General features: G+C 70.8%; 24 protein-coding genes. 18 read left to right on the top strand and 6 right to left on the bottom strand.

Translation table 11 applies throughout. The features are described 5' to 3' along the window. The first annotated feature begins 17 nt into the window (after nt 1-17). From OG485_RS29550 to OG485_RS29575, 6 genes are all read left to right on the top strand, one after another. Entirely contained in the window at nt 18-1769 is a 1752-nt protein-coding gene (locus OG485_RS29550; protein WP_328671540.1) for an ABC transporter substrate-binding protein, read from the top strand. 72 nt (nt 1770-1841) lie between these two features. After that, nucleotides 1842-2849 (top strand): ABC transporter permease, encoded by a 1008-nt coding sequence (locus OG485_RS29555; RefSeq protein WP_328671541.1) that lies wholly within the window; start codon nt 1842-1844, stop codon nt 2847-2849. Next, nucleotides 2846-3940, top strand: coding sequence for an ABC transporter ATP-binding protein (locus OG485_RS29560; protein WP_328671542.1), 1095 nt, complete (start codon nt 2846-2848; stop codon nt 3938-3940). Before OG485_RS29555 ends, OG485_RS29560 begins: the two co-directional genes overlap by 4 nt. Beyond that, the gene (locus OG485_RS29565; protein ID WP_443048782.1) at nt 3937-5196 is read left to right on the top strand and encodes an ABC transporter ATP-binding protein; all 1260 of its coding nucleotides are present in this window, start codon (nt 3937-3939) and stop codon (nt 5194-5196) included. The genes OG485_RS29560 and OG485_RS29565 overlap by 4 nt, the downstream gene beginning before the upstream one ends. 106 nt (nt 5197-5302) lie before the next feature. Then, nucleotides 5303-6694, top strand: coding sequence for a M1 family metallopeptidase (locus tag OG485_RS29570; protein ID WP_328671543.1), 1392 nt, complete (start codon nt 5303-5305; stop codon nt 6692-6694). Nucleotides 6695-6774: 80 nt separating this feature from the next. Continuing rightward, nucleotides 6775-7440 carry a trimeric intracellular cation channel family protein gene (locus OG485_RS29575; RefSeq protein WP_328671544.1) on the top strand — a complete coding sequence of 222 codons (666 nt, stop codon included), beginning with the start codon at nt 6775-6777 and terminating at the stop codon, nt 7438-7440. Here the strand turns inward: OG485_RS29575 and OG485_RS29580 are convergent. Beyond that, a complete protein-coding gene (locus OG485_RS29580; protein ID WP_328671545.1) occupies nt 7340-8665 on the bottom strand; it encodes an alpha/beta hydrolase in 1326 nt (441 codons plus the stop codon). The genes OG485_RS29575 and OG485_RS29580 overlap by 101 nt on opposite strands. A gap of 173 nt (nt 8666-8838) precedes the next feature. On the opposite strand from OG485_RS29580, the gene OG485_RS29585 reads away from it, so the two are divergent. Beyond that, a complete protein-coding gene (locus tag OG485_RS29585; protein ID WP_328671546.1) occupies nt 8839-9699 on the top strand; it encodes a thioesterase family protein in 861 nt (286 codons plus the stop codon). Nucleotides 9700-9969: 270 nt separating this feature from the next. Here OG485_RS29585 and OG485_RS29590 read toward each other — a convergent pair whose 3' ends face one another. Beyond that, nucleotides 9970-10560: a TIGR03086 family metal-binding protein gene (locus tag OG485_RS29590; RefSeq protein ID WP_328671547.1), complete on the bottom strand. Its 591-nt coding sequence runs from the start codon at nt 10558-10560 to the stop codon at nt 9970-9972. 103 nt (nt 10561-10663) lie between these two features. Between OG485_RS29590 and OG485_RS29595 the strand changes: the two genes are divergently transcribed. From OG485_RS29595 to OG485_RS29610, 4 genes are all read left to right on the top strand, one after another. After that, nucleotides 10664-11677 carry a helix-turn-helix transcriptional regulator gene (locus OG485_RS29595; RefSeq protein WP_328671548.1) on the top strand — a complete coding sequence of 338 codons (1014 nt, stop codon included), beginning with the start codon at nt 10664-10666 and terminating at the stop codon, nt 11675-11677. 21 nt (nt 11678-11698) lie between these two features. After that, nucleotides 11699-12271 carry an IS607 family transposase gene (locus OG485_RS29600; protein ID WP_328671549.1) on the top strand — a complete coding sequence of 191 codons (573 nt, stop codon included), beginning with the start codon at nt 11699-11701 and terminating at the stop codon, nt 12269-12271. Then, nucleotides 12268-13911, top strand: a complete 1644-nt coding sequence (locus OG485_RS29605) for a transposase (protein WP_328671550.1) — start codon at nt 12268-12270, stop codon at nt 13909-13911. The genes OG485_RS29600 and OG485_RS29605 overlap by 4 nt, the downstream gene beginning before the upstream one ends. 145 nt (nt 13912-14056) lie before the next feature. Then, complete coding sequence (locus OG485_RS29610) at nt 14057-14416, top strand: hypothetical protein (RefSeq protein WP_328671551.1); 360 nt, start codon at nt 14057-14059, stop codon at nt 14414-14416. Between the two features lie 284 nt (nt 14417-14700). Here OG485_RS29610 and OG485_RS29615 read toward each other — a convergent pair whose 3' ends face one another. Then, nucleotides 14701-15327: a TetR family transcriptional regulator gene (locus tag OG485_RS29615; protein WP_328447865.1), complete on the bottom strand. Its 627-nt coding sequence runs from the start codon at nt 15325-15327 to the stop codon at nt 14701-14703. Nucleotides 15328-15512: 185 nt separating this feature from the next. Here OG485_RS29615 and OG485_RS29620 point away from each other — a divergent pair, with 185 nt between their 5' ends. The 3 genes from OG485_RS29620 (at nt 15513) to OG485_RS29630 (ending at nt 17483) form a co-directional block, all read left to right on the top strand. Next, the gene (locus tag OG485_RS29620; protein ID WP_326785385.1) at nt 15513-15680 is read left to right on the top strand and encodes a hypothetical protein; all 168 of its coding nucleotides are present in this window, start codon (nt 15513-15515) and stop codon (nt 15678-15680) included. A gap of 78 nt (nt 15681-15758) precedes the next feature. Next, entirely contained in the window at nt 15759-16133 is a 375-nt protein-coding gene (locus OG485_RS44055) for a DUF4190 domain-containing protein (RefSeq protein WP_443048783.1), read from the top strand. Between the two features lie 180 nt (nt 16134-16313). Then, nucleotides 16314-17483: a cysteine desulfurase family protein gene (locus tag OG485_RS29630; RefSeq protein WP_328671552.1), complete on the top strand. Its 1170-nt coding sequence runs from the start codon at nt 16314-16316 to the stop codon at nt 17481-17483. A gap of 75 nt (nt 17484-17558) precedes the next feature. On the opposite strand, the gene OG485_RS29635 is transcribed toward OG485_RS29630, so the two are convergent. Beyond that, nucleotides 17559-18263, bottom strand: coding sequence for an N-acetylmuramoyl-L-alanine amidase (locus OG485_RS29635; protein WP_328671553.1), 705 nt, complete (start codon nt 18261-18263; stop codon nt 17559-17561). A 60-nt stretch (nt 18264-18323) separates the two neighbouring features. Between OG485_RS29635 and mnmA the strand changes: the two genes are divergently transcribed. Further along, a complete protein-coding gene (gene mnmA, locus OG485_RS29640; protein ID WP_328671554.1) occupies nt 18324-19445 on the top strand; it encodes a tRNA 2-thiouridine(34) synthase MnmA in 1122 nt (373 codons plus the stop codon). A 162-nt stretch (nt 19446-19607) separates the two neighbouring features. On the opposite strand, the gene OG485_RS29645 is transcribed toward mnmA, so the two are convergent. Both OG485_RS29645 and OG485_RS29650 read right to left on the bottom strand, forming a co-directional pair. Further along, entirely contained in the window at nt 19608-20393 is a 786-nt protein-coding gene (locus OG485_RS29645) for an alpha/beta fold hydrolase (protein ID WP_328671555.1), read from the bottom strand. Between the two features lie 76 nt (nt 20394-20469). After that, nucleotides 20470-20793 (bottom strand): DUF427 domain-containing protein, encoded by a 324-nt coding sequence (locus OG485_RS29650; RefSeq protein ID WP_328671556.1) that lies wholly within the window; start codon nt 20791-20793, stop codon nt 20470-20472. A gap of 50 nt (nt 20794-20843) precedes the next feature. Here OG485_RS29650 and OG485_RS29655 point away from each other — a divergent pair, with 50 nt between their 5' ends. The 3 genes from OG485_RS29655 (at nt 20844) to OG485_RS29665 (ending at nt 23185) form a co-directional block, all read left to right on the top strand. Continuing rightward, nucleotides 20844-21383, top strand: coding sequence for a TIGR00730 family Rossman fold protein (locus OG485_RS29655; protein WP_328671557.1), 540 nt, complete (start codon nt 20844-20846; stop codon nt 21381-21383). A 65-nt stretch (nt 21384-21448) separates the two neighbouring features. Then, nucleotides 21449-22147, top strand: a complete 699-nt coding sequence (locus tag OG485_RS29660) for an SDR family oxidoreductase (RefSeq protein WP_328671558.1) — start codon at nt 21449-21451, stop codon at nt 22145-22147. Between the two features lie 30 nt (nt 22148-22177). Beyond that, nucleotides 22178-23185 (top strand): methionine synthase, encoded by a 1008-nt coding sequence (locus OG485_RS29665; RefSeq protein WP_328671559.1) that lies wholly within the window; start codon nt 22178-22180, stop codon nt 23183-23185. Nucleotides 23186-23187 lie beyond the last annotated feature (2 nt).

Consider the following 23187-nt stretch of genomic DNA (forward strand, 5'->3'; position numbering starts at 1 on the left):
AGGGGAACCCGCCCATCATGCGAAGGTCAGCGCTGGCCGCAATTGCGGCCATCGGCTCCGCGAGTCTGCTCGTTGCAGGCTGCAGCAAGGCCGATGACAACAAGAACACCGACAACACGAAGTCAGCTGGGGCCAACGCAGCGACCACGGACGTCGTCAACGCCTCCACCCAGAAGGGGGGCACGGTCACGTACGAGTACTCCGACGTGCCGGACTCCTTCGACCCGGGCAACACGTACTACGCGTACATGTACAACCTCTCGCGTCTGTACGCCCGCCCGCTGATGACGTTCCAGCCCGGCGCCGGCGAGAAGGGCAACACCCTTGTCCCGGACCTCGCGGCCAGCGCGGGTGTCCCGAGCGACGGCGGCAAGACCTGGACGTACAAGCTGCGTGCGGGTCTGAAGTACCAGGACGGCACCGCGATCACGTCCAAGGACGTCAAGTACGCGGTCGAGCGCTCCAACTTCGCGCGTGACGTGCTCTCCCTCGGCCCGAACTACTTCCAGCAGTTCCTCGTGGGCGGCGACAAGTACAAGGGTCCCTACAAGGACAAGAGCGCCAAGGGCCTCTCGTCCATCGAGACCCCGGACGACACCACCGTCGTCTTCCACCTGAAGACCGCGTTCCAGGAGTTCGACTACCTGGTCGCCTCGCCGCAGACGGCGCCGGTCCCGCAGGCCAAGGACAACGGCGTCGACTACGTCAAGAACATCGTGTCCTCGGGCTCGTACAAGTTCCAGAGCTACGCCGACGGCAAGCAGGCCGTCCTCGTGCGCAACGAGAACTGGGACGCGAAGACGGACCCGCTGCGCAAGCAGTACCCCGAGAAGATCGTCGTCAACCTGAAGGTCAACCCCGAGACGATCGACAAGAACGTCCTCGCGGGCGACTCGATCGACCTCGGTGGTGCCGGTGTCCAGGCCGCGACCCAGGCGCAGCTCCTGAGCTCGGCCGACAAGAAGGCCAACACGGACAACACCTACGGTGGCCGTCTCGTCTACATGGCGATCAACACCAAGGTGAAGCCGTTCGACAACGTCGCGTGCCGCAAGGCCGTGCAGTTCGCGATCGACAAGGTCTCGGTGCAGACCGCCGAGGGTGGTCCGGTCCGCGGCGACATCGCCTCCACGGTCCTCCCGCCGGACATCCCGGGCTACGCCAAGTCGGACGTCTACGCGTCCGCCGGCAGCAAGGGTGACGCGGCCAAGGCCAAGGACCAGCTCAAGGCCTGTGGCAAGTCGACGATCAGCACCAACATCTCGGCTCGCAGCGACCGCCCGCAGGAGATCGACGCGGCCACCGCGATCATCGCCTCGCTGAAGAAGGTCGGCATCAACGCCAGCCTGAAGCAGTACCCGTCGGGCAAGTACTTCACCGACTACGCGGGTGTCCCGAAGTTCACCGAGAAGAACAACATCGGTCTGATCATGATGCAGTGGGGTGCCGACTGGCCCTCCGGCTACGGCTTCCTGCAGCAGATCCTGAACGGCTCCGCGATCGGCGACTCGGGTAACACCAACCTGTCGCAGTACGACAACAAGGACGTCAACGCCCTCCTCGAGAAGGCGATCGGTACGCAGGACAACGCGGCGCGCCTCGCCCTGTACACCGAGATCGACAAGAAGACCATGGACGACGCCGTCCTCGTGCCGCTGACCTACTTCAAGGTTCTGCTGGCCCGACCGCAGTACGCGACCAACCTGGTCTCCACGGCGGCCTTCAGCGGTCAGTACGACTACCTCAACATCGGCACCACGAAGAAGTAGCAGCCCCGGAAGGCAGGTGAAGGCATTGGTGCCCGCGGGCTTAGCGGCCCGCGGGCACCAGCGCCGATCCCCGTGATCTCGTACATCCTCCGTCGGACGGCAGCGGCAGTGATCCTGCTCCTGGTCGTCTCCGCGGTCACCTTCGCCATCTTCTTCCTGCTGCCAAGACTGGTCGGCCAGTCCGCCGACCAGCTCGCGCAGCAGTACATCGGGAAGAGCCCGACGAAGGCAGACATCCTCGCGGTCAAGCACAACCTCGGTCTGGACCAGCCCGTCTACGTCCAGTACTGGCACTTCATCAAGGGGATCGTCAGCGGCGCGACCTATGACCTGGGTCCCACCACGGCGCACTGCGACGCACCGTGCTTCGGGTACTCCTTCAAGACCCACCAGGCGGTCTGGCCGGATCTCACCTCCCGGATCCCGGTCACTCTCTCCCTCGCCGGGGGAGCCGCCGTGCTGTGGCTGCTGTCCGGTGTGACGGCCGGCGTGATCTCCGCGCTCAAGCCGCGTTCGTTCCTCGACCGCACCTTCATGGGCATCGCGCTCGCCGGTGTCTCGCTGCCCATGTTCTTCACGGGCAACCTGGCGCTGCTGCTCTTCACCGTCAACTGGCCGATCTTCGGCCGCGACTACGTCCCGCTCACCGAGAACCCCGCCCAGTGGGCCAACACCCTCTTCCCCGCGTGGTGTTCTCTCGCTCTCCTGTACTCCGCCATCTACGCGCGGCTCACCCGCTCGGGCATGCTGGAGACGATGAACGAGGACTTCATCCGCACGGCCCGTGCCAAGGGCCTGCGCGAGGGCAAGGTCGTGATCCGGCACGGACTGCGCGCCGCCCTCACCCCGATCATCACCGTCTTCGGCATGGACCTCGGTCTGCTGCTCGGCGGTGCCGTGATCACCGAATCCGTTTTCTCTCTGCACGGTGTCGGCCAGTACGCGGTGCAGGGCATCACCGACAACGATCTGCCGAAGATCCTCGGTGTGACCCTTCTCGCCGCGTTCTTCGTCGTCGCGGCAAATCTTCTGGTGGACATGCTCTACGCGGCCGCCGACCCGCGGGTGAGGCTCTCATGACCGAACTGTCCAAGACCGGCGCCGCGCTGGGCGAGCCCGTCTCGTCGCCGAACGCCCCCAAGGCGTTTCTCGACGTGCGTGACCTCAAGGTGCACTTCCCGACCGACGACGGTCTGGTCAAGTCCGTCGACGGGCTCAGCTTCTCGGTGGAGAAGGGCAAGACCCTCTGCGTCGTGGGCGAGTCGGGTTCCGGCAAGTCCGTGACCTCGCTGGCGATCATGGGCCTGCACCGCCTCGGCGCGCGCGGCAAGAACGTCCAGATGTCCGGTGAGATCTGGCTCGACGGCAAGGAACTGGTCAACGCCGACCCGGACGAGGTGCGCAAGCTCCGCGGCCGCGAGATGGCGATGATCTTCCAGGACCCGCTGTCGGCGATGCACCCGTACTACACGATCGGCAACCAGATCGTGGAGGCGTACCGCAACCACCACAAGGTCGACAAGAAGACCGCCCGCCGACGGGCGATCGAGATGCTCGACCGTGTGGGCATCCCGGAGCCGGGCAAGCGCGTCGACAGCTACCCGCACGAGTTCTCGGGCGGTATGCGTCAGCGCGCGATGATCGCGATGGCGCTCGTCAACAACCCCGAGCTGCTCATCGCGGACGAGCCGACGACCGCCCTCGACGTCACCGTCCAGGCGCAGATCCTCGACCTCATCCGCGACCTGCAGAAGGAGTTCGGCTCCGCGGTCGTCCTCATCACCCACGACCTGGGTGTGGTGGCCGAGATCGCCGACGACGTCCTCGTGATGTACGGCGGCCGGTGCGTGGAGCGCGGCTCCGTCGAGCGGGTCTTCGAGCAGCCGCAGCACCCCTACACCTGGGGTCTGCTCGGCTCGATGCCGCGTATCGACCGTGACACCTCCGACCGGCTCATCCCGGTCAAGGGCCAGCCGCCGAGCCTCATCAACGTCCCCTCGGGCTGCGCCTTCCACCCGCGCTGCCCGTACGCGGACCTGCCCAAGGGCAATGTCACCCGCACCGTGCGCCCCGAACTGCAGCTTGTTGGCAGCGATCACTACACCGCCTGCCACCTCTCGCAGGAGGACCGCACGCGGATCTGGACCGAAGAGATTGCGCCGAAGCTGTGAGTGAGAACAACAAGACGGACGGCGCCGGCGCGGTGATCCCGCAGCAGGCCGCGGGTCCCGCGCACCGCGCGAAGTCCTCGGACAGCAGTGAGGTCCTCCTCCGGGTCCAGGGGCTCCAGAAGCACTTCCCCATCCGGAAGGGCGTTCTCCAGCGTCAGGTCGGTGCGGTCAAGGCGGTCGACGGCATCGACTTCGAGGTCCGCAAGGGCGAGACGCTCGGCGTCGTCGGCGAGTCCGGCTGCGGCAAGTCGACCATGGGCCGGGTCATCACCCGTCTCCAGGACCCGACCGGCGGCACCATCGAGTTCGAGGGCCAGGACATCACCCGGCTCAGCGCCTCGAAGATGCGTCCGCTGCGCCGTGACATCCAGATGATCTTCCAGGACCCGTACGGGTCGCTGAACCCCCGTCACACCATCGGCTCGATCGTCTCGGCGCCGTTCCGGCTCCAGCACGTGGAGCCCGAGGGCGGTGTGAAGAAGGAGGTCCAGCGGCTCCTGGAGCTGGTGGGTCTGAGCCCCGAGCACTACAACCGCTACCCGCACGAATTCTCCGGCGGTCAGCGCCAGCGCATCGGCATCGCCCGTGCGCTCGCCCTGAAGCCGAAGCTGGTCGTGGCGGACGAGCCGGTCTCGGCGCTCGACGTGTCGATCCAGGCGCAGGTCGTGAACCTGATGGACGACCTCCAGTCCGAGCTGGGCCTGACGTACGTGATCATCGCTCACGACCTCTCCGTCGTGCGCCATGTCTCGGACCGCATCGCGGTGATGTACCTCGGCAAGATCGTCGAGCTCGCCGACCGCTCCTCGCTGTACGAGGCGCCGATGCACCCGTACACCAAGGCCCTGATGTCGGCCGTGCCGGTGCCGGACCCCAAGCGCCGTGGCACCAAGAGCGAGCGGATCCTGCTCAAGGGCGACGTGCCCTCGCCGATCGCGCCGCCGAGCGGCTGCCGGTTCCACACCCGGTGCTGGAAGGCCACGCAGGTCTGCAAGACGGTCGAGCCCCCGCTCATCGAGCTGAAGCCCGGTCAGCAGGTCGCCTGCCACCACCCGGAGAACGCCGCGGACCAGGCTCCGCAGGACGTCGTCCTGCTCTCGGCCGCCCGCGAGGCCGTCGAGCTGGTGTCCGGCGTGGAATCCGCCGAGGTGTCGGGCGAGGCTCCGGCCGAGCTCGCCGCAACCGGTGAGGAGGCCGGCTCCGCGTCGGACTCCGCGGTCGCGGAAGCCGATCGTCAGGAGTCAACCGGCAAGTAGGCCGTGACGACTTGGCAAAGTCATGAACATGCCTGAACGGGAGAGTGCAGAGTCCTGCGTGTCCGTCTGATCGGAAACGATCGGCACACGTACGAAAGGGACGTTGATGGCACTCTCCCGTTCGGCACGTTCAGGGGCACTCGCGACCGCGATCGCCTCCTTACTTCTCGTCGCCGCCTCCTCCGCCCCCACTCCCGGCGCGGACGGCATCGGCGACACGTACTTCCCTCAGCTCGGCAACGGCGGCTTCGACGCCCGCCACTACGCCCTCGACGTGGCGTACGACCCAGGCACCGACCGCCTCGACGGCCGTACGACCCTCACCGCCCGCGCCACCCAGAACCTCTCCGCCTTCGACCTGGACCTCCAGAAGCTGGACGTCACGAGAGTCGAGGTGAACGGCAGAGCGGCCCGCTTCACGCGGGAGGGCGACGAGATACGCATCACCCCGCGCGGCACGCTGCCCAAGGGCAAGAACTTCACGGTGACCGTCACCTACGGCGGAGTTCCCGAGCCGCTCAACGGCCCGATCGTGTTCGGCTCCGACTACGGGTGGATGAAGACCGCGGACGGCGTGTTCGTCGCCTGCGAGCCCAACGCCGCCTCCACCTGGTTCCCCTCCAGCGACCACCCGTCCGACAAGGCGACCTACGACATCCGCATCACGGCCCCCAAGGGCCTGACGGGGGTGTCCAACGGACGCCTGGTGTCGACCCGCGACAAGGGCGCCGTCACGGTCACGCACTGGCGCGAGAGCCGCCCCATGGCCACCTATCTCGCGACGGCGACCATCGGGAAGTTCGACGTGAGGACCGGCACGACCCCGGGCGGGACACCGATCTACGTCGCCATCGACCCGGTGCTCGCCAACAGCAACAGCGTCGACGTGTACGCCGTCACCGCCGAGGCCACCGACTACTGGTCGCAGGTGTTCGGCCCGTACCCGTTCGAGGAGACCGGCGCGATCGTCGACGACATGCCGCAGGCGGGCTTCTCGCTGGAGGTGCAGTCGAAGCCCGCCTACTCGGCCGTGCGCAACGAGACGACGATCGTGCACGAACTGGCCCACCAGTGGTTCGGAGACTCCGTCTCGGTGGCGCACTGGAAGGACATCTGGCTCAACGAGGGCTTCGCGACCTACGCCCAGTGGCTGTGGGCCGAGCACAAGGGCGTCCGCTCGGCGCACGACTCGTTCGTCGCCGGGTACAACCAGCGGCCCGCGGACTCCGCCTTCTGGCAGACCACGGTCGGTGACCCGCAGCGGGACACGATGTTCGCCTCGGCGGTCTACCAGCGGGGCGCGATGACGCTCCAGACGCTGCGCGAGCGCATCGGCGACACGGCCTTCTTCAAGCTGCTGCCGGCGTGGACGAAGCTGCACCGGTACGGGAACGCGGACACCGCCGCCTTCATCGCCCTCGCAGAACGGATCTCCGGCCAGCAGCTCGACGACCTCTTCGGGACCTGGCTGTTCACCACAGGCAAGCCGGCCGTCTAGACCTTCCTTCGTAGGGTCGAGTCGGCCCTCCAGACCTTCCTTCGTAAGGCGCACACCCCGCGACAGGTGAGAATGTGGGGGTGTTCCAGCATCTGTTCAACCCCTCCGTCCAGCACACGCTCGACCTGATCGGCATCTTCGTCTTCGCGATCTCCGGCGCCCTGCTGGCCGTCCGCAAGAACTTCGACGTCTTCGGCATAGCCGTCCTCGCGGAGATCACCGCGCTGGGCGGAGGGCTGCTGCGCGACATCATCATCGGCGCCGTACCCCCGGCGGCCTTCACCGACCTGGGGTACTTCACCACACCGCTCGTCGCCGCCCTGCTCGTGTTCTTCCTGCACCCGCAGGTGGAACGCATCCAGGTGGGCGTGAACGTCTTCGACGCGGCCGGGCTCGGACTGTTCTGTGTCACCGGCACCGTCAAGGCGTACGACTACGGGCTCGGCCTGACCGCCTCCGCCGCCCTCGGCCTCGCGACCGCCGTGGGCGGCGGTGTGCTGCGTGACGTCCTCGCCAACGAGGTCCCCTCCCTGCTGCGCTGGGACCGTGACCTCTACGCGGTCCCGGCGATGGTCGGCGCCACGATGGTGGTGCTCTGCATCCGCTTCGACGCGCTCACCCCGTTCACCAGCGGTCTCGCCGTCGTCACGGCCTTCGTGCTGCGCCTGTTCGCGATGCGGTTCCACTGGCGGGCTCCGCGCGCGTGGAACCGCCGCTCGACGGTTCGTGAGGAAGAGAGCCCCTGACCCGGTCGGCGCCGACCGCTCCGCCGGCGTCTCCGGGACCGCCCGTCCCGCCCTGCGTGCCTTCCGTCTCCTCCGTCCCCGGTGTCCCTGCCGTGCCGACCCCGCCGGAGTCGAACCGCTCGGTCAGCCAGCGGAAGACCTCCGGGAGCTGCGGCCGCCACAGTCCCATGTCGTGGCCGCCCGCGCTGCGCGGCAGCAGCACCACGTCCACGCTCGTCGGCGGCTTCGCGATCGCCTGGATCGCGGTGCCCGCCTGGTATCCGTCACCCGACTCGCCGGAGAAGTAGAGGGCGATCCGGGGGTGGACAGGGGCTGCGCGCAGCAGCAGGCGGGGGTTGTTCCGCAGGCGCAGTTCGAGGGTCCGCCCGGCGAGTGAACTGCGTTCGCCCCGGGGGTCGTTGTAGCCGGACATGCTCACCGCGGCCCGGTAGCGGTCGGGATGGGCGACGGCCAGTTTGGTGGCGCAGTGCGCCCCGGCCGAGTACCCGGCCGCGGCCCAGCCGTCCGGGGCGGGCTCGGCGCGGAAGTTGTCCATGACCATCCGCGGTACGTCGACGCTGAGCCAGCTCTCGGCGTTCACCGTTCCGGGGATGTTCGCGCAGCCGGTGTCCGCGCGGGCCAGCAGGTTGGTGCGCGGCGCGACCAGGATGAAGGGCGCGACCCGGCCGTCGAGCATCATCGGCCGCAGCTGCTCGTGCACCCTCAGGGAGCCGAACCACGCCTTGGCGGAGCCCGGATATCCCGGCAGCAGCTCCACGACGGGGAACGCGCGGTGCCGGTAGGCGGGTTCGTCGTACTGCGGCGGCAGCCAGACGTAGACCTCGGCGTTCACCCCCGAGATCCGTCCCCTCAGGTCGGTGACGCGTACCCCGCCGGCCTGTCGCATGCGCGGTCCGCCGGCCTGCCGGAAGGTCTGCCGCACCGGGGGCAGGTTCTTCAGCGAGATCCCTCCGGTGCCGTCCACGCCGAGGTCGGCGGCCTGCTGGACGTGGTTGCCGGTGCCGAGGAGGTCGGCCCAGTCGTCGTACAGGTTGTTGGCGTTGTTCACGAGGACGAACACGAGGCTGATCGCCGTCCCCTGGACGAACAGCAGCATCAGGAGCCGGGCCGCGGCGCGCACCGGCCCCGGTCCTGGCACCCGGGACCACAGGACCAGGGGCAGCAGAAGGGCGACGGCGCACAGCACGAAAGAGGTCAGGAGGAATGATGTCCCGGTGAGGCTCATGTCCCATCAGAGGAGAACCCGGACCGATTGGTTACGGATGATTACGGACACTTGACAGGAAATTGCCGAATCCTCACCTGGATGGTCGGATCGTGAGGGAGTCGGGGGAGTCGCCCATGCCTCCGAATGGGCGAAAGCTACCGCTTAGTAATTTCCTGTTGTACCGTTCATGTATGCCAGAAGCAGCTTCGGTACAGGCCGCACGGGCCACGATCGGCGACAGCGAGTTCGACCGGGACACGGCCGTCACCCCGCGTGGGGCCGGTGTCTACGACGTCGACCTCTCCGCCGGGTGGACGATCATCAACGCCGTCAACGGCGGCTATCTGCTGGCCGTCCTCGGCCGGGCGCTCGCCGACGCCCTTCCGCACTCCGACCCGTTCACGGTCTCCGCGCACTATCTGACCGCGTCCCAGCCGGGTCCCGCCGTCATCCGCACGGACGTCGTACGCGCCGGCCGGACGCTGTCGACCGGACAGGCCTCCCTCTTCCAGTACGACGACGAGGGCCGCGAGATCGAGCGCATCCGCGTCCTCGCCTCGTACGGCGATCTCGACTCCCTGCCCGACGACGTCCGCACGACCGCGCTGCCGCCCGCGATCCCGCCCATGGACCAGTGCTTCGGCCCGCAGGACGCGCCCGCCCCCATTCCCGGCAGCTCGGCGATCACCGACCGGCTGTTCCTCAAGCTCGACCCCGCGACCCTCGGCTGGGCGCTCGGCGCTCCGTCCGGGAAGGGCGAGATGCGGGCGTGGTTCGGACTCGCCGACGGCCGGGACGCCGACCCGCTCTCGCTGCTCCTCGCGGTCGACGCGCTGCCGCCGACGGCCTTCGAGATCGGCCTGTCCGGCTGGGTGCCGACCGTCGAGCTGACCGCGCACGTGCGTTCCCGCCCGGCGCCCGGCCCGCTGCGGGTGTCGATCACCACCCGCAACCTCGCCGGGGGCTTCCTGGAGGAGGACGCGGAGGTCTGGGACAGCGAGGACCGCCTGGTCGCCCAGTCCCGCCAACTCGCCCGCGCCCGCCTCGCCTGACCGCCACGGCCGCTTCCGGCCCGCCCCGGACGGCCGGGGCTCCGGACCCCGGCCCCCGAAGCCGTGAGCGCGGCCCGAAGCCGTGAGCGCGGCGCAGGATCGCCTGCGGCGCGCTCACGGCTTCGGAGGCACCCCCTGCCTGCCCGGTGCCCCTTCCCGCCCGTGGCGCGGTGCTCCGCGCCGTCAGGCCGCCACCGTCAGGCGGTCGGCAGCGGGAGCCGGCCGCCTTCAGCCGGCCGCCAGCGGGCGGTTACCGTCGGGCAGCCGCCGTCAGGCGGTCACCAGCGGGCGGCGGCCCGTCCAGGCCGCCAGCCGCCCGTACGCGTCGGCACCCTCGGGCACCGGCGCCACCGCGCCGAAGGGCAGCTCGGGGTCCTCGCGCCCCTCGTCGGGCAGCACCCGGGCCGCGATCGTGAGCGCGAACTCGGCCAGTTCCGGATCGAGTTCGAGCGGCCGGCCCAGCGCCTCCGAGAGGTCCCAGGTGTGAGTGACGGCCTCCATGACGTACCCGGAGAGGGCGATCCGTCCGGTCGCCTCACCCCACGGCACCCGCACCGGCGCCTCCAGCCGCGCGTCGTCCGCCCATCCGGCGCGGACCTGCGCCCTGGTCTCCTCGTACGCGGCGCTCCAGCCGTCGTCCGGCACCCCGTCGGCGAACGGCCGCACCGCGAGCCCGTCGCCGCCCGCCCCGATCACGGCGATCCGCCGGGTGCCGCCGACCATGTGCGACAGCAGCAGCCGTACGTCGAACTCGGTGCACGGAGTGACACCGCCGAGCTGTTCCGGCCGGACGGTCGCGATCAGCGACGCGATCTGAGCGGCGGCGCGGGCGTACAGGGGGCGGGGGTCCATGGCGTTCATGACTACCTCTTCCGTGTCTCGGTGTGCCCTCACCCTCGACGCATAACCTGACAGTTTCCGTCAGCATTTGTGGACGGCCCGCGGCGGGCGCGATCCTGGGCGCGTGAAGTCCGATCGCCTGCTCTCGATCCTGCTGCTGCTCCAGACGCGCGGACGCGTCCCGGCGCGCGAACTCGCCGAACGGCTGGAGGTGTCGGTACGCACCATCTACCGGGACGTCGAGGCCCTGTCCGCCTCCGGCGTCCCGGTCTACGCCGAACGCGGGCGGCACGGCGGCATCGAACTGCTCGCCGGATTCCGTACGGACGTCACGGGACTGACCGCGGACGAGTCCCGCTCGCTGTTCGTCCTGACCGCGCAGGGCGCGCACGCCGCCCTCGGCCTCGACGCGGCGCTCGGCTCGGCGCTGCGCAAGGTGATGGCCGCGCTGCCCGCGCCCTTCAGGCCCGCCGCCGAGGTCACCAGCCGGCGGATCCTCGTCGACGCCACACGCTGGAGGTGCGGTCCCCGGCGGGCGGTGGACCTGGACGTGCTGCAGGACGCCGTCTTCTCCGACCGCCGGCTGCGGCTGCGCTACCGCCACGGCGGGGACACCGAACCGAGTACCTGCACCGTCGACCCGTACGGCCTCGTCTCCAAGGCCGGTGTCTGGTACCTGGTCGCCGACCGGCGCGGAGCTCCGCGGCTGTTCCGCGCCGACCGGGTCCGGTCGGCCACCCTGCTGCCGGACCCGGTGCGGCGCCGTCCGGGCGTCGAACTCGCCGACGCCTGGGAGGTGCTGCGCCGTCAGGTCGAGGAGCGGCCGGGGGGTGTCGACGTCACGGTTCGGGTACGGCGCTCCCGCCTCGACATGTTCGTACGCCTCCACGCGGCCTCCCTCGCGGAGCTGCCCGAGGACGACGGCGCCGGTGAGTGGGTGACCGCGCGCCTCACCCTCGGCTCGGTGCGGGAAACCCGCACGCTGCTGGCCTTCGGGGACGCGCTGGAGGTCCTCGCGCCGGCCGGGGCGCGCGAGGAGCTGGCGGCGACGGCGGCCGCCATCGGCGCTGTGTACGAGGGGGGTTTGAACTGCACTCGTTCTAGTGATGAACGAGCGATCATGAGCATTCATGAGTGAGTGGCCTCTACGGTCTGGCTTGTGAATCTGACCGAGTGGGCGAAGGCCCAGGGCGTCCATCCGCAGACGGCGCGCCGCTGGTTTCGTGATGGAACGCTGCCGGTACCTGCGGAGCGGGTGGGCCCGCGCACGATCCTGGTGAACATCGAGGCCAACCAGGTCGCCGATGCCGTCGGGGGCGTGGGCCTGTACGCCCGGGTCTCCTCCCACGGCCAGAAGGCTGATCTGGTGCGGCAGACCGCGCGGCTGGTGGAGTGGGCGGCGAAGGCGGGGCACCGGGTGGTGCGGGCCGAGTCGGAGATCGCCTCGGGCATGAACGGCGTGCGGGCGAAGGTCCGTCGACTGCTGGCCGACCCGGCCGTGACCACGGTGGTCGTCGAGCACAAGGACCGCCTGGGGTGGATGAACACCGAGCTCGTCGAGGCCGCACTGGCCGCGCATGGCCGTCGCCTCGTCATCCTTGACGACGGCGAGGCCGAAGACGACCTGGTCCGCGACATGACCGAGGTCCTGACCTGGTTCTGCGCCCGCTTGTACGGACGCCGCTCCGTAGGGAACCGCGCGCGGAAGGCGCTTGAGGCGGCCGCGAAGTGAGCGAGCGCAAGAAGCCGTTGCGTGCGGTCCGGGGCCCGTTCGTGGTCCAGGACCGCGCGGGCGTCGCGATCCGTGACCGCCTCAAAGACCTCACACCCAAGGACGACAGGGTCCTGCGTCTCATCGGCGCCCACCTGGGCGGTCTCGCCACCGCCGACCTCGCCGTGTACTCGCGGGCCGGCTTCGAGCGCACCGGCCAGAGCTGGGCCGCCCGCAAGCAGGAGCTGACTGCCAGGTCGTCGTCCCGCTGGGCCGGTGCCGTCACCAAGGGCACCCACGACCAGTACGCCCTGGCCCGGCGTGGCCAGTTCGCGTACCGGGACAAGCTCGCCGACGGCATCCGCATGCTCATGCACCGCTTGTCCCTTCCGGTCGGGGAGAAGGGTGCCAAGGGCAGACCGGGCGGCTACCGGTCCAAGGCGGAGTGGTTCCACAAGTCCCGCCGACTCCACATCCTCAAGGCCCGTCTCACGAAGGTGGAGGAGGACATCGCGACCGGGCAGGTGCACGTCGTGCGCGGCGGGAAGAGCCTCGCGAACAACCGGCACAACCTGGCCGCCGCCGGTCTTACCGAGACCCGATGGCGGGAACGCTGGGAGGCCGCCCGCTGGTTCTTGAGCGCGGACGGCGAGTCGGGCAAGCGGTTCGGGAACGAAACGATCCGCGTCACCCCGGACGGCGAGGTCTCCGTCAAGCTGCCCAAGCCGCTGGAGTACCTCGCCAACAGCCCGCATGGCCGGTACGTCCTGACCAGCCGCGTCGCCTTCCGGTACCGGGGCGCGGAGTGGGCCGACCGTGTCGCCGGGAACCGGGCGATCGCGTACGGGATCCACTACGACGTGGCCAAGGACCGCTGGTATCTGACCGCCTCGTGGAAACGCCCCGCCGTGCAGACCATCGCCTTGGAAGCGGCCCGGGCAGGCGGCCTGATCGGCGTGGACACCAACGCCGACCACTTCGCCGCGTACCGCCTCGACCGGCACGGCAACCCGGTCGGCGACCCGCAGCGGTTCCGCTACGACCTGACCGGCAGCGCGGACCACCGCGACGCGCAGCTGCGGCACGCGCTCAGCCAGTTGCTGCGCTGGGCCACCCGGACCGGCGTCACCGCGATCGCTGTCGAAGACCTCGACTTCTGCGACGGGAAGACCCGCGAGAGGTTCGGTCGCCGCAAGCGGTTCCGGCAACTCATCCACGGCATCCCCACCGGCAAGGTCAAGGCCCGACTGGTGAACATGGCCGCCGAGCACGGCCTCTCCCTGGTCGCCGTCGACCCGGCGTACACCTCCAAGTGGGGCGCCGAACACTGGAAGACCCCCCTGACCAGCAAGAAACGTGCGATGACCCGCCACGACGCGGCGGGCATCGCGATCGGAAGGCGCGCCCTCGGGCACCCGATCCGGCGACGGACGAAACCGCCCCGCACCCACCGGAGCGATGGTGGCGGGCATCGGAACGTCCAGGCCGAACCGGGCACCTTGGAGCGCGAGGGACCCCGCCGGACACGGCACGGAACCAGCCCTCAGAGGGCGGCGACCGGCCGTGCGGTCAAAGCGGGGAACCAGCGTGTCCAACACCGTTCGGGACACGCGGCTGAGCACGGGTTCTGGCAACAGGACCCACTCCCGCTCAGTCCTTAGAAACGGTTGAGCACCGGCGCCGGGCCCGCGCCGCACAGCAAGGCACAGCTCCGGCACAGCGGGGCCCTACGTGGATCTGGTCCGCTGTCTCCCGCTCGTCCGGCCCTCGTCGGCCGACTTATCTGACCTGACCGGGAGTTGCCCCATGAACCGTCGTGCACGACTCGTTCCCTTCGTCGCCGTCCTCGCGCTCTCGCCCCTGCTGGCGGCCTGCGGCTCCGGTGACTCGTCGTCCTCGGACGGCAAGACTTCCGGCGGGCAGAACTGCGCGCGCCCGTCCGGGATGCCGGGCGGAGCCTCCGGACGCCTCAGCGGCGCGCCCTCGGGCATGCCCTCGCGGTCCGGTACCCCTTCGGGCGTGCCCACCGGGAAGGCCCCCTCCGGGTTCCCCTCGGGCATGCCGAGCGGTGGCCCCGGCGGTGGTGCGGGCGGCGGTCAGGGCGGCTGCGGCGGCGGTCCCGGCGGCGGCCAGATGGGGCAGGGACAGTCGGCCGCTCAGGGCTGAGACGGGGGAGGGCCCGCTGTCGTACGGAGGCGGTGTCGTACGGAGGCGGTGTCACGCCGGTACGGCGCGGCCCGCGGGCCGAGGGTGAGGGCGAGTGACGGTGCGGCGCGTCCGGGAACGGGCGCGCCGCCGGCCTGAGTCGCCGCCTCGGCGGCGGGCCCCGCCGCGCGGCCCCGCGGCGGGGCGGGGCGGCCGGGCCGGTGGTGGCGGCTGATGCCGATCAGCCGAGCCGGTGGTGGCGGCCGGTTCTGATCAGTCGCGTTGTTGGTGGCGGGCGATGCCGATCAGCCGAGCCAGTGGCGGCGGCCGATGCTGATCAGCCGCATCTGACGGCTCGCCGTCCTGGCCACCCGTTCGCGTTCCGCCGGGGAGCCGTCCAGCGCCTCCAGGAACGCCGAGGCCGCCATCAGCATGTGGTCGACGTACAGGCCCGCCAGCATCAGCAGATCGTCGTCGTTCCATCCCGCCGACTCGGGGTGCTCGGCCAGCGCGTCCCTGACCTCCTCGGCGAACCGGGCCAGCTGCTCGCTGATCGCGTCCCGCACCGGCTGGACACCGCCGTGCCGCTCGCGCGCGATGAAGCGGACGTGCGCCGGGTGCGTCGCGACGTGGTGGGCGATCAGTTCCACGGCACGCGCGATGCGTTCGTCGCCGTCGCCGGCCGTCGACACGATGTCCTCGATCATCGGGTGCAGGCTGCCGAGCGCCTCCTCGACCAGCGCCGCACCGAGATCCGCCGTCGAGCGGAAATGCCGGTAGAAGGCGGTCGGAGCGACTCCGACGGCGCGGGTGACCTCCCGCAGTCCCAGGCTGCTCAGGCTCTGATCCTCCAGAAGCCCCAACGCGGCGTCCAGCAGCGCCTGTCGGGTTTTCTGCTTCTGCGCCTGGCGGATGCCGAGAGTGTGACTCATGCCATGCAGTTAACAACTGTTCTCCGGAATTTTAAAGCCGTGGAGCGCGCTAGACTCCAGAGTCAGTGAACAACTGTTACTACAACCGTTCACTGAACTGTCAAGTCCCGGAAACATCGGGCCCTCACCGTTGAGGTCCCGGAGGTTCCAGGACCGGACTTCGAGACTTCTTCGAGAGGCATCTCATGCTGTTCCTCGTCGCCGCACTCCTGCTGCTCGGCGTCGTGATGGGCTCCGTGGCGCACGCGCCGCTGTCCTTCACCCTCGTCGCCGCGGCCGTCATCGGCGTCTGGCTGATCGTCTTCGCGCTGCGCGAGCGCGGGGCCCGCCGGCGTCACCCCTCCGCCAACTGACCGTTGGTCCCGCACCTTTGCCGACCGGCCGTTGGTCCCACACCTTCACCGACTGACCGTTGGGAGCTGACTCACGTCATGGAACTCACCGCGCGCACCACCGGCACGACCCGCTCGCCCCGCACCGCCGCGACGCCCCGCACCGCCGAAGCCGTCCGCACCGCCGAAGCCGTTCGTGCCGCCGACGCCACCGAGACCGTCCGCGCCACGCGCCGGACCGGCGTCAAGGACGCCGACGGCATGGCCGTGGCCTCCTTCGTCCTCGGCCTGCTCGGCCTGCTCGTGCTGAACGTCTTCCTGGGCCCCGTCGCCATCGTCCTCGCCTCCGTCGCCCTCTGGCGCGGCACGGCCCGCCGGGGCCGCGCCTTCCTCGGCCTCGGCCTGGGCATCGCCGACCTGGTGGTCCTGGTCGCCTTCATGCAGGTCGACAACACGGTGTCCTGGAGCTTCTGAGGCCGCCGCGACGGCCGGGGCCGAGGTCACGGCCCACGGCGGGCGGCGCCGGGCCGCCGCGCGAGGGCCGGGCGCGACGCCGCGGAGCGCACCGCCGGGCCGTGCGCGAGCCGGGGCGGGCCGTCATGCCGCCGGGGGCAGGGGAGATAGGGGGAGCGGGCCCGTAGAATCGAGCCCACCATGGCTTACCTCGACCACGCCGCGACCACCCCCATGCTTCCCGAGGCAGCAGAGGCTCTGACCGCCCGACTGAGCGTCACGGGCAACGCCTCCTCCCTCCACGCCGCCGGCCGCACCGCGCGGCGGGCCGTCGAGGAGGCCCGTGAAACCCTGGCGGACGCCCTCGGCGCCCGCCCCAGCGAGGTGGTCCTCACCTCCGGCGGCACCGAGGCCGACAACCTCGCGGTGAAGGGCCTGTACTGGTCCCGCAGAGACGCCGATCCGGCCCGTACCCGTGTTCTCGCGAGCCCCGTCGAGCACCATGCCGTCCTCGACGCGGTCCACTGGCTCGGTGAGCACGAGGGCGCCACGGTCGAGTACCTGCCCGTCGACGCCCACGGCCGCGTCCACCCCGACGCCCTGCGCGAGGCCATCGCCCGCAACCCCGCGGACGTCGCCCTCGCCACGGTCATGTGGGCCAACAACGAGATCGGCACCATCATGCCGGTCCGCGAACTGGCGGACGTCGCGGCGGAGTTCGATGTCCCGCTGCACGCCGACGCGGTCCAGGCCTTCGGTCAGGTCCCGGTCGACTTCGCGGCCTCCGGCCTCGCCGCGATGACGGTGTCCGGCCACAAGATCGGCGGTCCCTACGGGATCGGCGCGCTGCTTCTCGGCCGCGAGTACAGCCCCGTGCCCGTGCTGCACGGGGGCGGTCAGGAGCGCCATGTGCGCTCCGGCACCCTCGACGTCCCCGCCACCGTGTCCTTCGCGGTCGCCGGGCGGCTGGCCGCCGAACGGCAGGAGGGGTTCGCCCGCGAGATCGGCGCCCTGCGCGACGACCTGGCCGACGCCGTCGTCAAGGCCGTGCCCGACGCGATCCTCGGCGGTGACCCGGAACCCGGGGGCCGGCTGCCCGCCAACGCGCACTTCACGTTCCCCGGCTGCGAGGGCGACTCGCTGCTCCTGCTGCTCGACGCGCAGGGCATCGAGTGCTCCACCGGCTCGGCGTGCACGGCGGGCGTGGCCCAGCCGAGCCACGTCGTCCTCGCCACCGGCACCGACCCGGACCTCGCCCGGGGCACCCTGCGCTTCTCCCTCGGCCACACCTCCACCCGGGCGGACGTCGCGGCGGTGGCGCGGGCCATCGGCCCGGCGGTGGAGCGGGCGCGCATGGCAGGTCTGACCTGACACCCCCCTGGTGAGGCGCCGGGGGATCCTCGGCAGACAGGATTCCCGGGAGTTCTCGGCAGACGGGATTTCTCGTCAGGCCGCTGCCGACCGCGCCCGCCGTACGAGCCGTATGTACCGGTCCCAGTCCCAGTACCGCCCGGGATCCGTGTGGTCCGTGCCCGGGACCTCGATGTGTCCGATGATGTGCTCGCGGTCCACGGGGATGCCGTACCGCCCGCATATCCTCGCCGTCAGCCGTGCCGAGGCCTCGTACATCGCGTCCGTGAACGACGAGGGGCGGTCGACGAAACCCTCGTGCTCGATGCCGACGCTGCGTTCGTTGTACGCGCGGTTGCCCGCGTGGAACGCCACGTCCAGCTCGCGGATCATCTGCGTGACATGACCGTCCCCGCGGACGATGTAGTGAGCGGCCGCCTCGTGCTTCGGGTCCTGGAAGGCCCGCACCGCGCTCGCGAAGCTGCCCTGGGTGACGTGGATGACCACCCGGTCTATCCCGTAGTCGTCGGGACGGTCGGCCCGCCGCCAGTTCGCCGCCGAAGCCGCCACCCACTGCGCGCCCCGGAAGTCCACCGCCCCCGCGACGCGTGCCTTCTCCACACCCGGCAGCCGCCACCACAGGTGCGACAGCTCCTCGCGGGCGAGCCCGGCCGCGCTCACGGCCGCCGCCAGACCGCCGATGAGCAGCACGCGGCGTCCCGCCGGCCGGTCGCCGTCCTTGGCTCCCGCCCCGGCCCCACCGCTCCGCGGCCTTCCCGGCTTCTCCTTTTTCGCCCCCATGCGATCTTCAACGGATACTCGCGGGTTCCGGTTCCCGCGGCCCCGTACTCTGGAGGGGTTATGACTGACACCTCGCAGCGCCCCCTCCGCGTCCTCGCCGCCATGTCGGGCGGAGTGGACTCCGCCGTAGCCGCCGCCCGTGCCGCCGAGGCCGGGCACGACGTGACGGGAGTGCACCTCGCCCTCTCGGCGAACCCGCAATCGTTCAGGACCGGCGCGCGCGGCTGCTGCACGATCGAGGACTCGCGCGACGCCCGCCGGGCCGCCGACGTCATCGGCATCCCGTTCTACGTCTGGGACCTCGCCGAGCGCTTCCGCGAGGACGTCGTCGAGGACTTCATCGCCGAGTACGAGGCCGGCCGCACCCCGAACCCGTGCCTGCGCTGCAACGAGAAGATCAAGTTCGCGGCCCTGCTGGACAAGGCGCTCGCGCTCGGCTTCGACGCGGTCTGCACCGGCCACTACGCGCAGGTGATCGTCCGCGAGGACGGCACGCGCGAGCTGCACCGGGCCTCCGACATGGCCAAGGACCAGTCGTACGTCCTCGGCGTCCTGGACGACCGCCAGCTCGCCCACGCGCTGTTCCCTCTCGGCGACACGGTCACCACCAAGGACGAGATCCGCGCCGAGGCCGAGCGCCGGGGCCTGGCCGTCGCCAAGAAGCCTGACTCGCACGACATCTGCTTCATCGCCGACGGCGACACCCAGGGCTTCCTGGCGAACCGCCTGGGCAAGGCGGAGGGTGACATCGTCGACGAGGCCGGAGCGGTCATCGGTTCCCACGAGGGTGCGTTCGGCTTCACGATCGGACAGCGCAAGGGGCTGCGCATCGGCACCCCCGCCGCCGACGGCAAGCCGCGCTACGTCCTGGACATCTCGCCGGTGAACAACACGGTCACGGTCGGCCCGGCCGCCTCCCTGGACGTGTCCGCCCTGACCGCGATCAAGCCCCGCTGGTGCGGCGCCGCCCCGGTCGGTCCCGGCACCTACACCGCCCAGCTGCGCGCCCACGGCGGCGAGACCGAGGTGAACGCCGGCCTGGTCGACGGCGAGCTGCGGGTCACCTTCACCGAGCCGGTCCGGGGCGTCGCCCCCGGCCAGGCGATCGTCCTGTACGACGGCACCCGTGTGGTGGGGTCGGCGACGATCGCGACGACCACGCGCGCGACGGCGGACGTCTAGACCGACCTGCCCGGCCGGCCCGGCCGGCCCGGCCGGTACGGGAGAGCCCTCGTGGCCGACCCGGCCGGGCAGGTGAGAGACCTCGGGCCGACCGTGTAGGGCAGGTGAGGGCCCCCGGGCCGACCGGGTCGCGCAGGTGAGGGACCTCGATGGCGCCCTCGGCTAACCGTCCGTGCCGAAGAACTCCGCCAGCACCGGGGCGAGCGCCCGGGATTCCACCATGTGGGTCTGTCCCTCCAGCGTGCGGTAGGACCCGTTCGGCGCGGCCTCCGCGATGGTCCGGGCCGCCTCGCGCATCCACGCCGGGCTCGCGTCGCCCGCGACGGACAGCAGCGGCACGGAGAGCGCGGCCAGCCGTTCGCGGGGCACCCGGCCCCCGCCCATCGCGGCGTCGTCGTACGCCAGGGTCGGAGCGAGGGCTTCCATGCCGGGCCAGGCGTGGGACATGCGCACTCCGGCGATCATCTCCGGGGGCGTGCCCACGAGGGCCAGGAACAGCTCGACCGCGTCACCGCGACGACCCTGGCCTAGCAGCTCGGCCAGCCGCCCGGTGTACTCGGCCCGCTGCTTGGCCGCCACCTCGTCGACGGCGAACGGCGTCTCGTAGACGGCGACTTCACGGACGGGCAGCCCGCTCGCGGCCGCCTCCAGGGCCAGCGCGCCGCCCGACGAGATGCCGTAGAGCGCCGCGCTGTCCCCGAATGCCTCGATCAGCGCCGCGATGTCCTCGATCTCCCGGGCCACCGCGAAGGGCGCCGTGTCGCCGCTGCCGCCACGGCCCCGCCGGTCGTAGGTGACGGCGCCGAAGCGGTCCGAGAGGGCCTCCGCGAGGGGCGCGAGCGTGGCGCCCGTGCACATGGCGCCACCCACCAGCACGACCGTCGGGCCGTCACCGTGGCGTTCGTAGGCGATGGGCGTCCCGTCGCGCGAGATCGTCTTTTTGTCCATGCCTGTAGAGACTGCCGGGCGAGCGGGAACTCATCGCGTCACCACGCCCGCGCGTCCGGAAGTCAGGACACGCAGCTCAGGACACGTCGACCTCGTAGAAGCAGAGGTGGTCCTTGATCCCGGCGACGTCGGGCTTGGGATCGGGGTAGGCCCACACGAGATCGGCCGCTCCGGGACGCGACCAGTAGGACGCGGTGCCCTTGAAGGGGCAGTACGTGTGGGTGTCGGAGGGCGTCAGCAGCTCCAGACGGACGTCCTCGGGCGGGATGTAGTAGCGGACCGGACAGCCCGTCTCGCGCAGCACCAGGGGGCGGTCGCTCTCCGCCAGGACCTGGTCGCCGTGCACGACGCGGACATGGCGCGTGCCTTGCTCGATCGTGATCGTGTGTCCTTCAGCCATACCGGGAAAGCGCTCGCGGGCCCCGAATCCTTCCCGCGTACGGTGAAGTCATGAACATCTGTGTCTTCCTCTCCGCCGCCGACCTCGACGACCGCTACACGCGCCCCGCCCGGGAGTTCGCCGAACTCCTCGGCAAGGGCGGCCACACACTCGTGTGGGGCGGCTCCGACGTCGGCCTGATGAAGGTCGTCGCCGACGGGGTGCAGCAGGCGGGCGGACGACTGGTGGGCGTCTCCGTGGACTTCCTGGCCGCCAAGGCCCGCCCGGACGCCGACGAGATGGTCGTCGCCCGCGACCTGGCCGAGCGCAAGGCGCTGCTCCTGGCGAAGGCCGACGCGGTGGTCGTCATGGTCGGCGGCACCGGCACCCTCGACGAGGCGACCGAGATCCTGGAGCTGAAGAAGCACGGGAAGACCGAGATGCCGGTGGTCCTGCTCAACACGGCCGGCTTCTACGACGGCCTCAAGGAGCAGTTCCGGCGGATGGACACCGAGGGCTTCCTGCCGCGCCCTCTCACCGACCTGGTGTTCTTCGCCGAGGAGCCGGTGGGGGCGCTGGCCTACCTGGAGGAGAGCGTCGGCACCCGCTGAGGCGCGACAGGCGCCCGCTGAGGTGCCGGTCAGGCGGTTCGAGACCGGCGCCCGGTGATGCGAGCATGGCGTCCATGGCTACACATGTGATCACCGGGGCCGGTTCCGGAATCGGCGCGGCCGTCGCCCGCCGTCTGCACGCGCGCGGGGACGAACTCGTGCTCCACGCGCGCGACGCCGGGCGTGCCAAGGAACTGACCGCCGCGTTCCCCGGGGCGAAGACCCTGGTCGGCGACCTGGCGGACCCCGACAAGCTCTCCTGGGCGTTCTCGCACCAGTCGCTCCCCGGCCAGGTCGACTCGCTGCTGCACATCGCGGGCGTGGTCGACCTCGGTCCGGTCGGCGAACTGACCCCGAAGTCCTGGCGCCATCAGCTCAACGTCAACCTGATCGCCCCCGCCGAGCTGACCCGCCACTTCCTGCCCCAGCTCCGCCTGGCCCAGGGCCACGTGCTCTTCGTGAACTCAGGCGCCGGTCTGAACGCCCACGCCGACTGGTCCGCCTACGCCGCCTCCAAGCACGGCCTGAAGGCCCTCGCCGACTCCCTGCGCCACGAGGAGCACGCGGCCGGGGTCCGGGTGACCTCCGTCTACCCCGGCCGCACCGCGAGCCCCATGCAGGCCAAGGTCCACCAGCAGGAGGGCAAGGAGTACGACGCCTCGAAGTGGATCGACCCCGAGTCGGTGGCGACGACGGTCCTGATGGCGCTCGACCTGCCCCGGGACGCCGAGGTCAACGATCTGACGGTGCGCCCGGGCGGCTGAGCTCCCCGCGTGATTCCGTAGGCTTCCGGGGTGAGCGAAAACAGCGAGTTCAGGTTCGGTCCCGCCACCGGGGTCGGGTCCATGCCGGGCGGAGACGCGCGGGAGGCCGCCAAGACCGTCACCGGTTCCTTCGAGGACTTCCCCTTCCTCGCCGAACTGCCCGCGCGCGGGCCCGGGGCGGACATGATCGGCCGGACCGCGGGGATGCTAGTCGAGCTGTACGCGCGCGTGGAGCCCAGCGGCTGGCGCTTCGGGGACCGGCCTGGCCGGGACACCAAGCGGGCCAGGTCGTGGCTGGGAGAGGACCTCGACGCACTGGAGGAGTTCACCCAGGGGTACGAGGGCCCCCTCAAGGTGCAGGCCGTCGGTCCCTGGACCCTGGCCGCCGCCCTGGAACTGAGGAACGGCGAGTCCGCCCTCTCCGACCCAGGCGCCTGCCGCGACCTCGCCGGCTCGCTCGCCGAGGGACTGCGCCTCCACCTCGACGACGTACGCCGGCGGATCCCCGGGGCCGAGGTCGTCCTCCAGCTCGACGAACCCTCCCTCGTCGCCGTGCTCCGCGGCCAGGTGCCGACCGCCAGCGGCTACCGCACCAACCGTGCCGTGGACCGCCAGGTCGCCGAGGCCACGCTCCGGGACGTCGTCGGTGTGAACGGGGGCGGTCCCGTCGTCGTCCACTCCTGCGCGCCGGACGTCCCCTTCGCCCTGCTGCGCCGGGCGGGTGCGGCGGCGATCTCGTTCGACTTCTCTCTTCTCACCGAGCGTGACGACGAAGCGATCGGGGAAGCGGTCGAAGGCGGTACCCGTCTGTTCGCCGGTGTCGTCCCCGGCGTGGACGTCCCGTTGTCGGACCCTGCCGGTAGCGTCATGGGTGTCAGGACGCTGTGGCGCAGGCTGGGGCTGCGGCCGGGTCTTCTCGCGGAGGCGGTCACGCTCACTCCGTCGTGCGGACTCGCGGGGGCCTCCCCCGACTTCGCGCGCAGGGCGCTGGCCCACTGCGTCCGGGCGGCGAGATCTCTCGCGGACAACCCTGAGTAACG

Origin of the sequence: Streptomyces sp. NBC_00328 (assembly GCF_036139655.1) — a bacterium.
Taxonomy (GTDB): domain Bacteria; phylum Actinomycetota; class Actinomycetes; order Streptomycetales; family Streptomycetaceae; genus Streptomyces.

Bases quoted from the DNA above. Each gene is read 5' to 3' on its own strand.
- OG485_RS29650 (WP_328671556.1), bottom strand. From the start codon at position 20,793: ATGGCTGAAGGACACACGATCACGATCGAGCAAGGCACGCGCCATGTC.
- mnmA (WP_328671554.1), top strand. From the start codon at position 18,324: ATGACTGACACCTCGCAGCGCCCCCTCCGCGTCCTCGCCGCCATGTCG.
- OG485_RS29585 (WP_328671546.1), top strand. From the start codon at position 8,839: ATGCCAGAAGCAGCTTCGGTACAGGCCGCACGGGCCACGATCGGCGAC.
- OG485_RS29560 (WP_328671542.1), top strand. From the start codon at position 2,846: ATGACCGAACTGTCCAAGACCGGCGCCGCGCTGGGCGAGCCCGTCTCG.
- OG485_RS29630 (WP_328671552.1), top strand. From the start codon at position 16,314: ATGGCTTACCTCGACCACGCCGCGACCACCCCCATGCTTCCCGAGGCA.
- OG485_RS29660 (WP_328671558.1), top strand. From the start codon at position 21,449: ATGGCGTCCATGGCTACACATGTGATCACCGGGGCCGGTTCCGGAATC.
- OG485_RS29655 (WP_328671557.1), top strand. From the start codon at position 20,844: ATGAACATCTGTGTCTTCCTCTCCGCCGCCGACCTCGACGACCGCTAC.
- OG485_RS29635 (WP_328671553.1), bottom strand. From the start codon at position 18,263: ATGGGGGCGAAAAAGGAGAAGCCGGGAAGGCCGCGGAGCGGTGGGGCC.
- OG485_RS29550 (WP_328671540.1), top strand. From the start codon at position 18: ATGCGAAGGTCAGCGCTGGCCGCAATTGCGGCCATCGGCTCCGCGAGT.
- OG485_RS44055 (WP_443048783.1), top strand. From the start codon at position 15,759: ATGGAACTCACCGCGCGCACCACCGGCACGACCCGCTCGCCCCGCACC.
- OG485_RS29570 (WP_328671543.1), top strand. From the start codon at position 5,303: ATGGCACTCTCCCGTTCGGCACGTTCAGGGGCACTCGCGACCGCGATC.
- OG485_RS29580 (WP_328671545.1), bottom strand. From the start codon at position 8,665: ATGAGCCTCACCGGGACATCATTCCTCCTGACCTCTTTCGTGCTGTGC.
- OG485_RS29645 (WP_328671555.1), bottom strand. From the start codon at position 20,393: ATGGACAAAAAGACGATCTCGCGCGACGGGACGCCCATCGCCTACGAA.
- OG485_RS29590 (WP_328671547.1), bottom strand. From the start codon at position 10,560: ATGAACGCCATGGACCCCCGCCCCCTGTACGCCCGCGCCGCCGCTCAG.
- OG485_RS29620 (WP_326785385.1), top strand. From the start codon at position 15,513: ATGCTGTTCCTCGTCGCCGCACTCCTGCTGCTCGGCGTCGTGATGGGC.
- OG485_RS29615 (WP_328447865.1), bottom strand. From the start codon at position 15,327: ATGAGTCACACTCTCGGCATCCGCCAGGCGCAGAAGCAGAAAACCCGA.
- OG485_RS29610 (WP_328671551.1), top strand. From the start codon at position 14,057: ATGAACCGTCGTGCACGACTCGTTCCCTTCGTCGCCGTCCTCGCGCTC.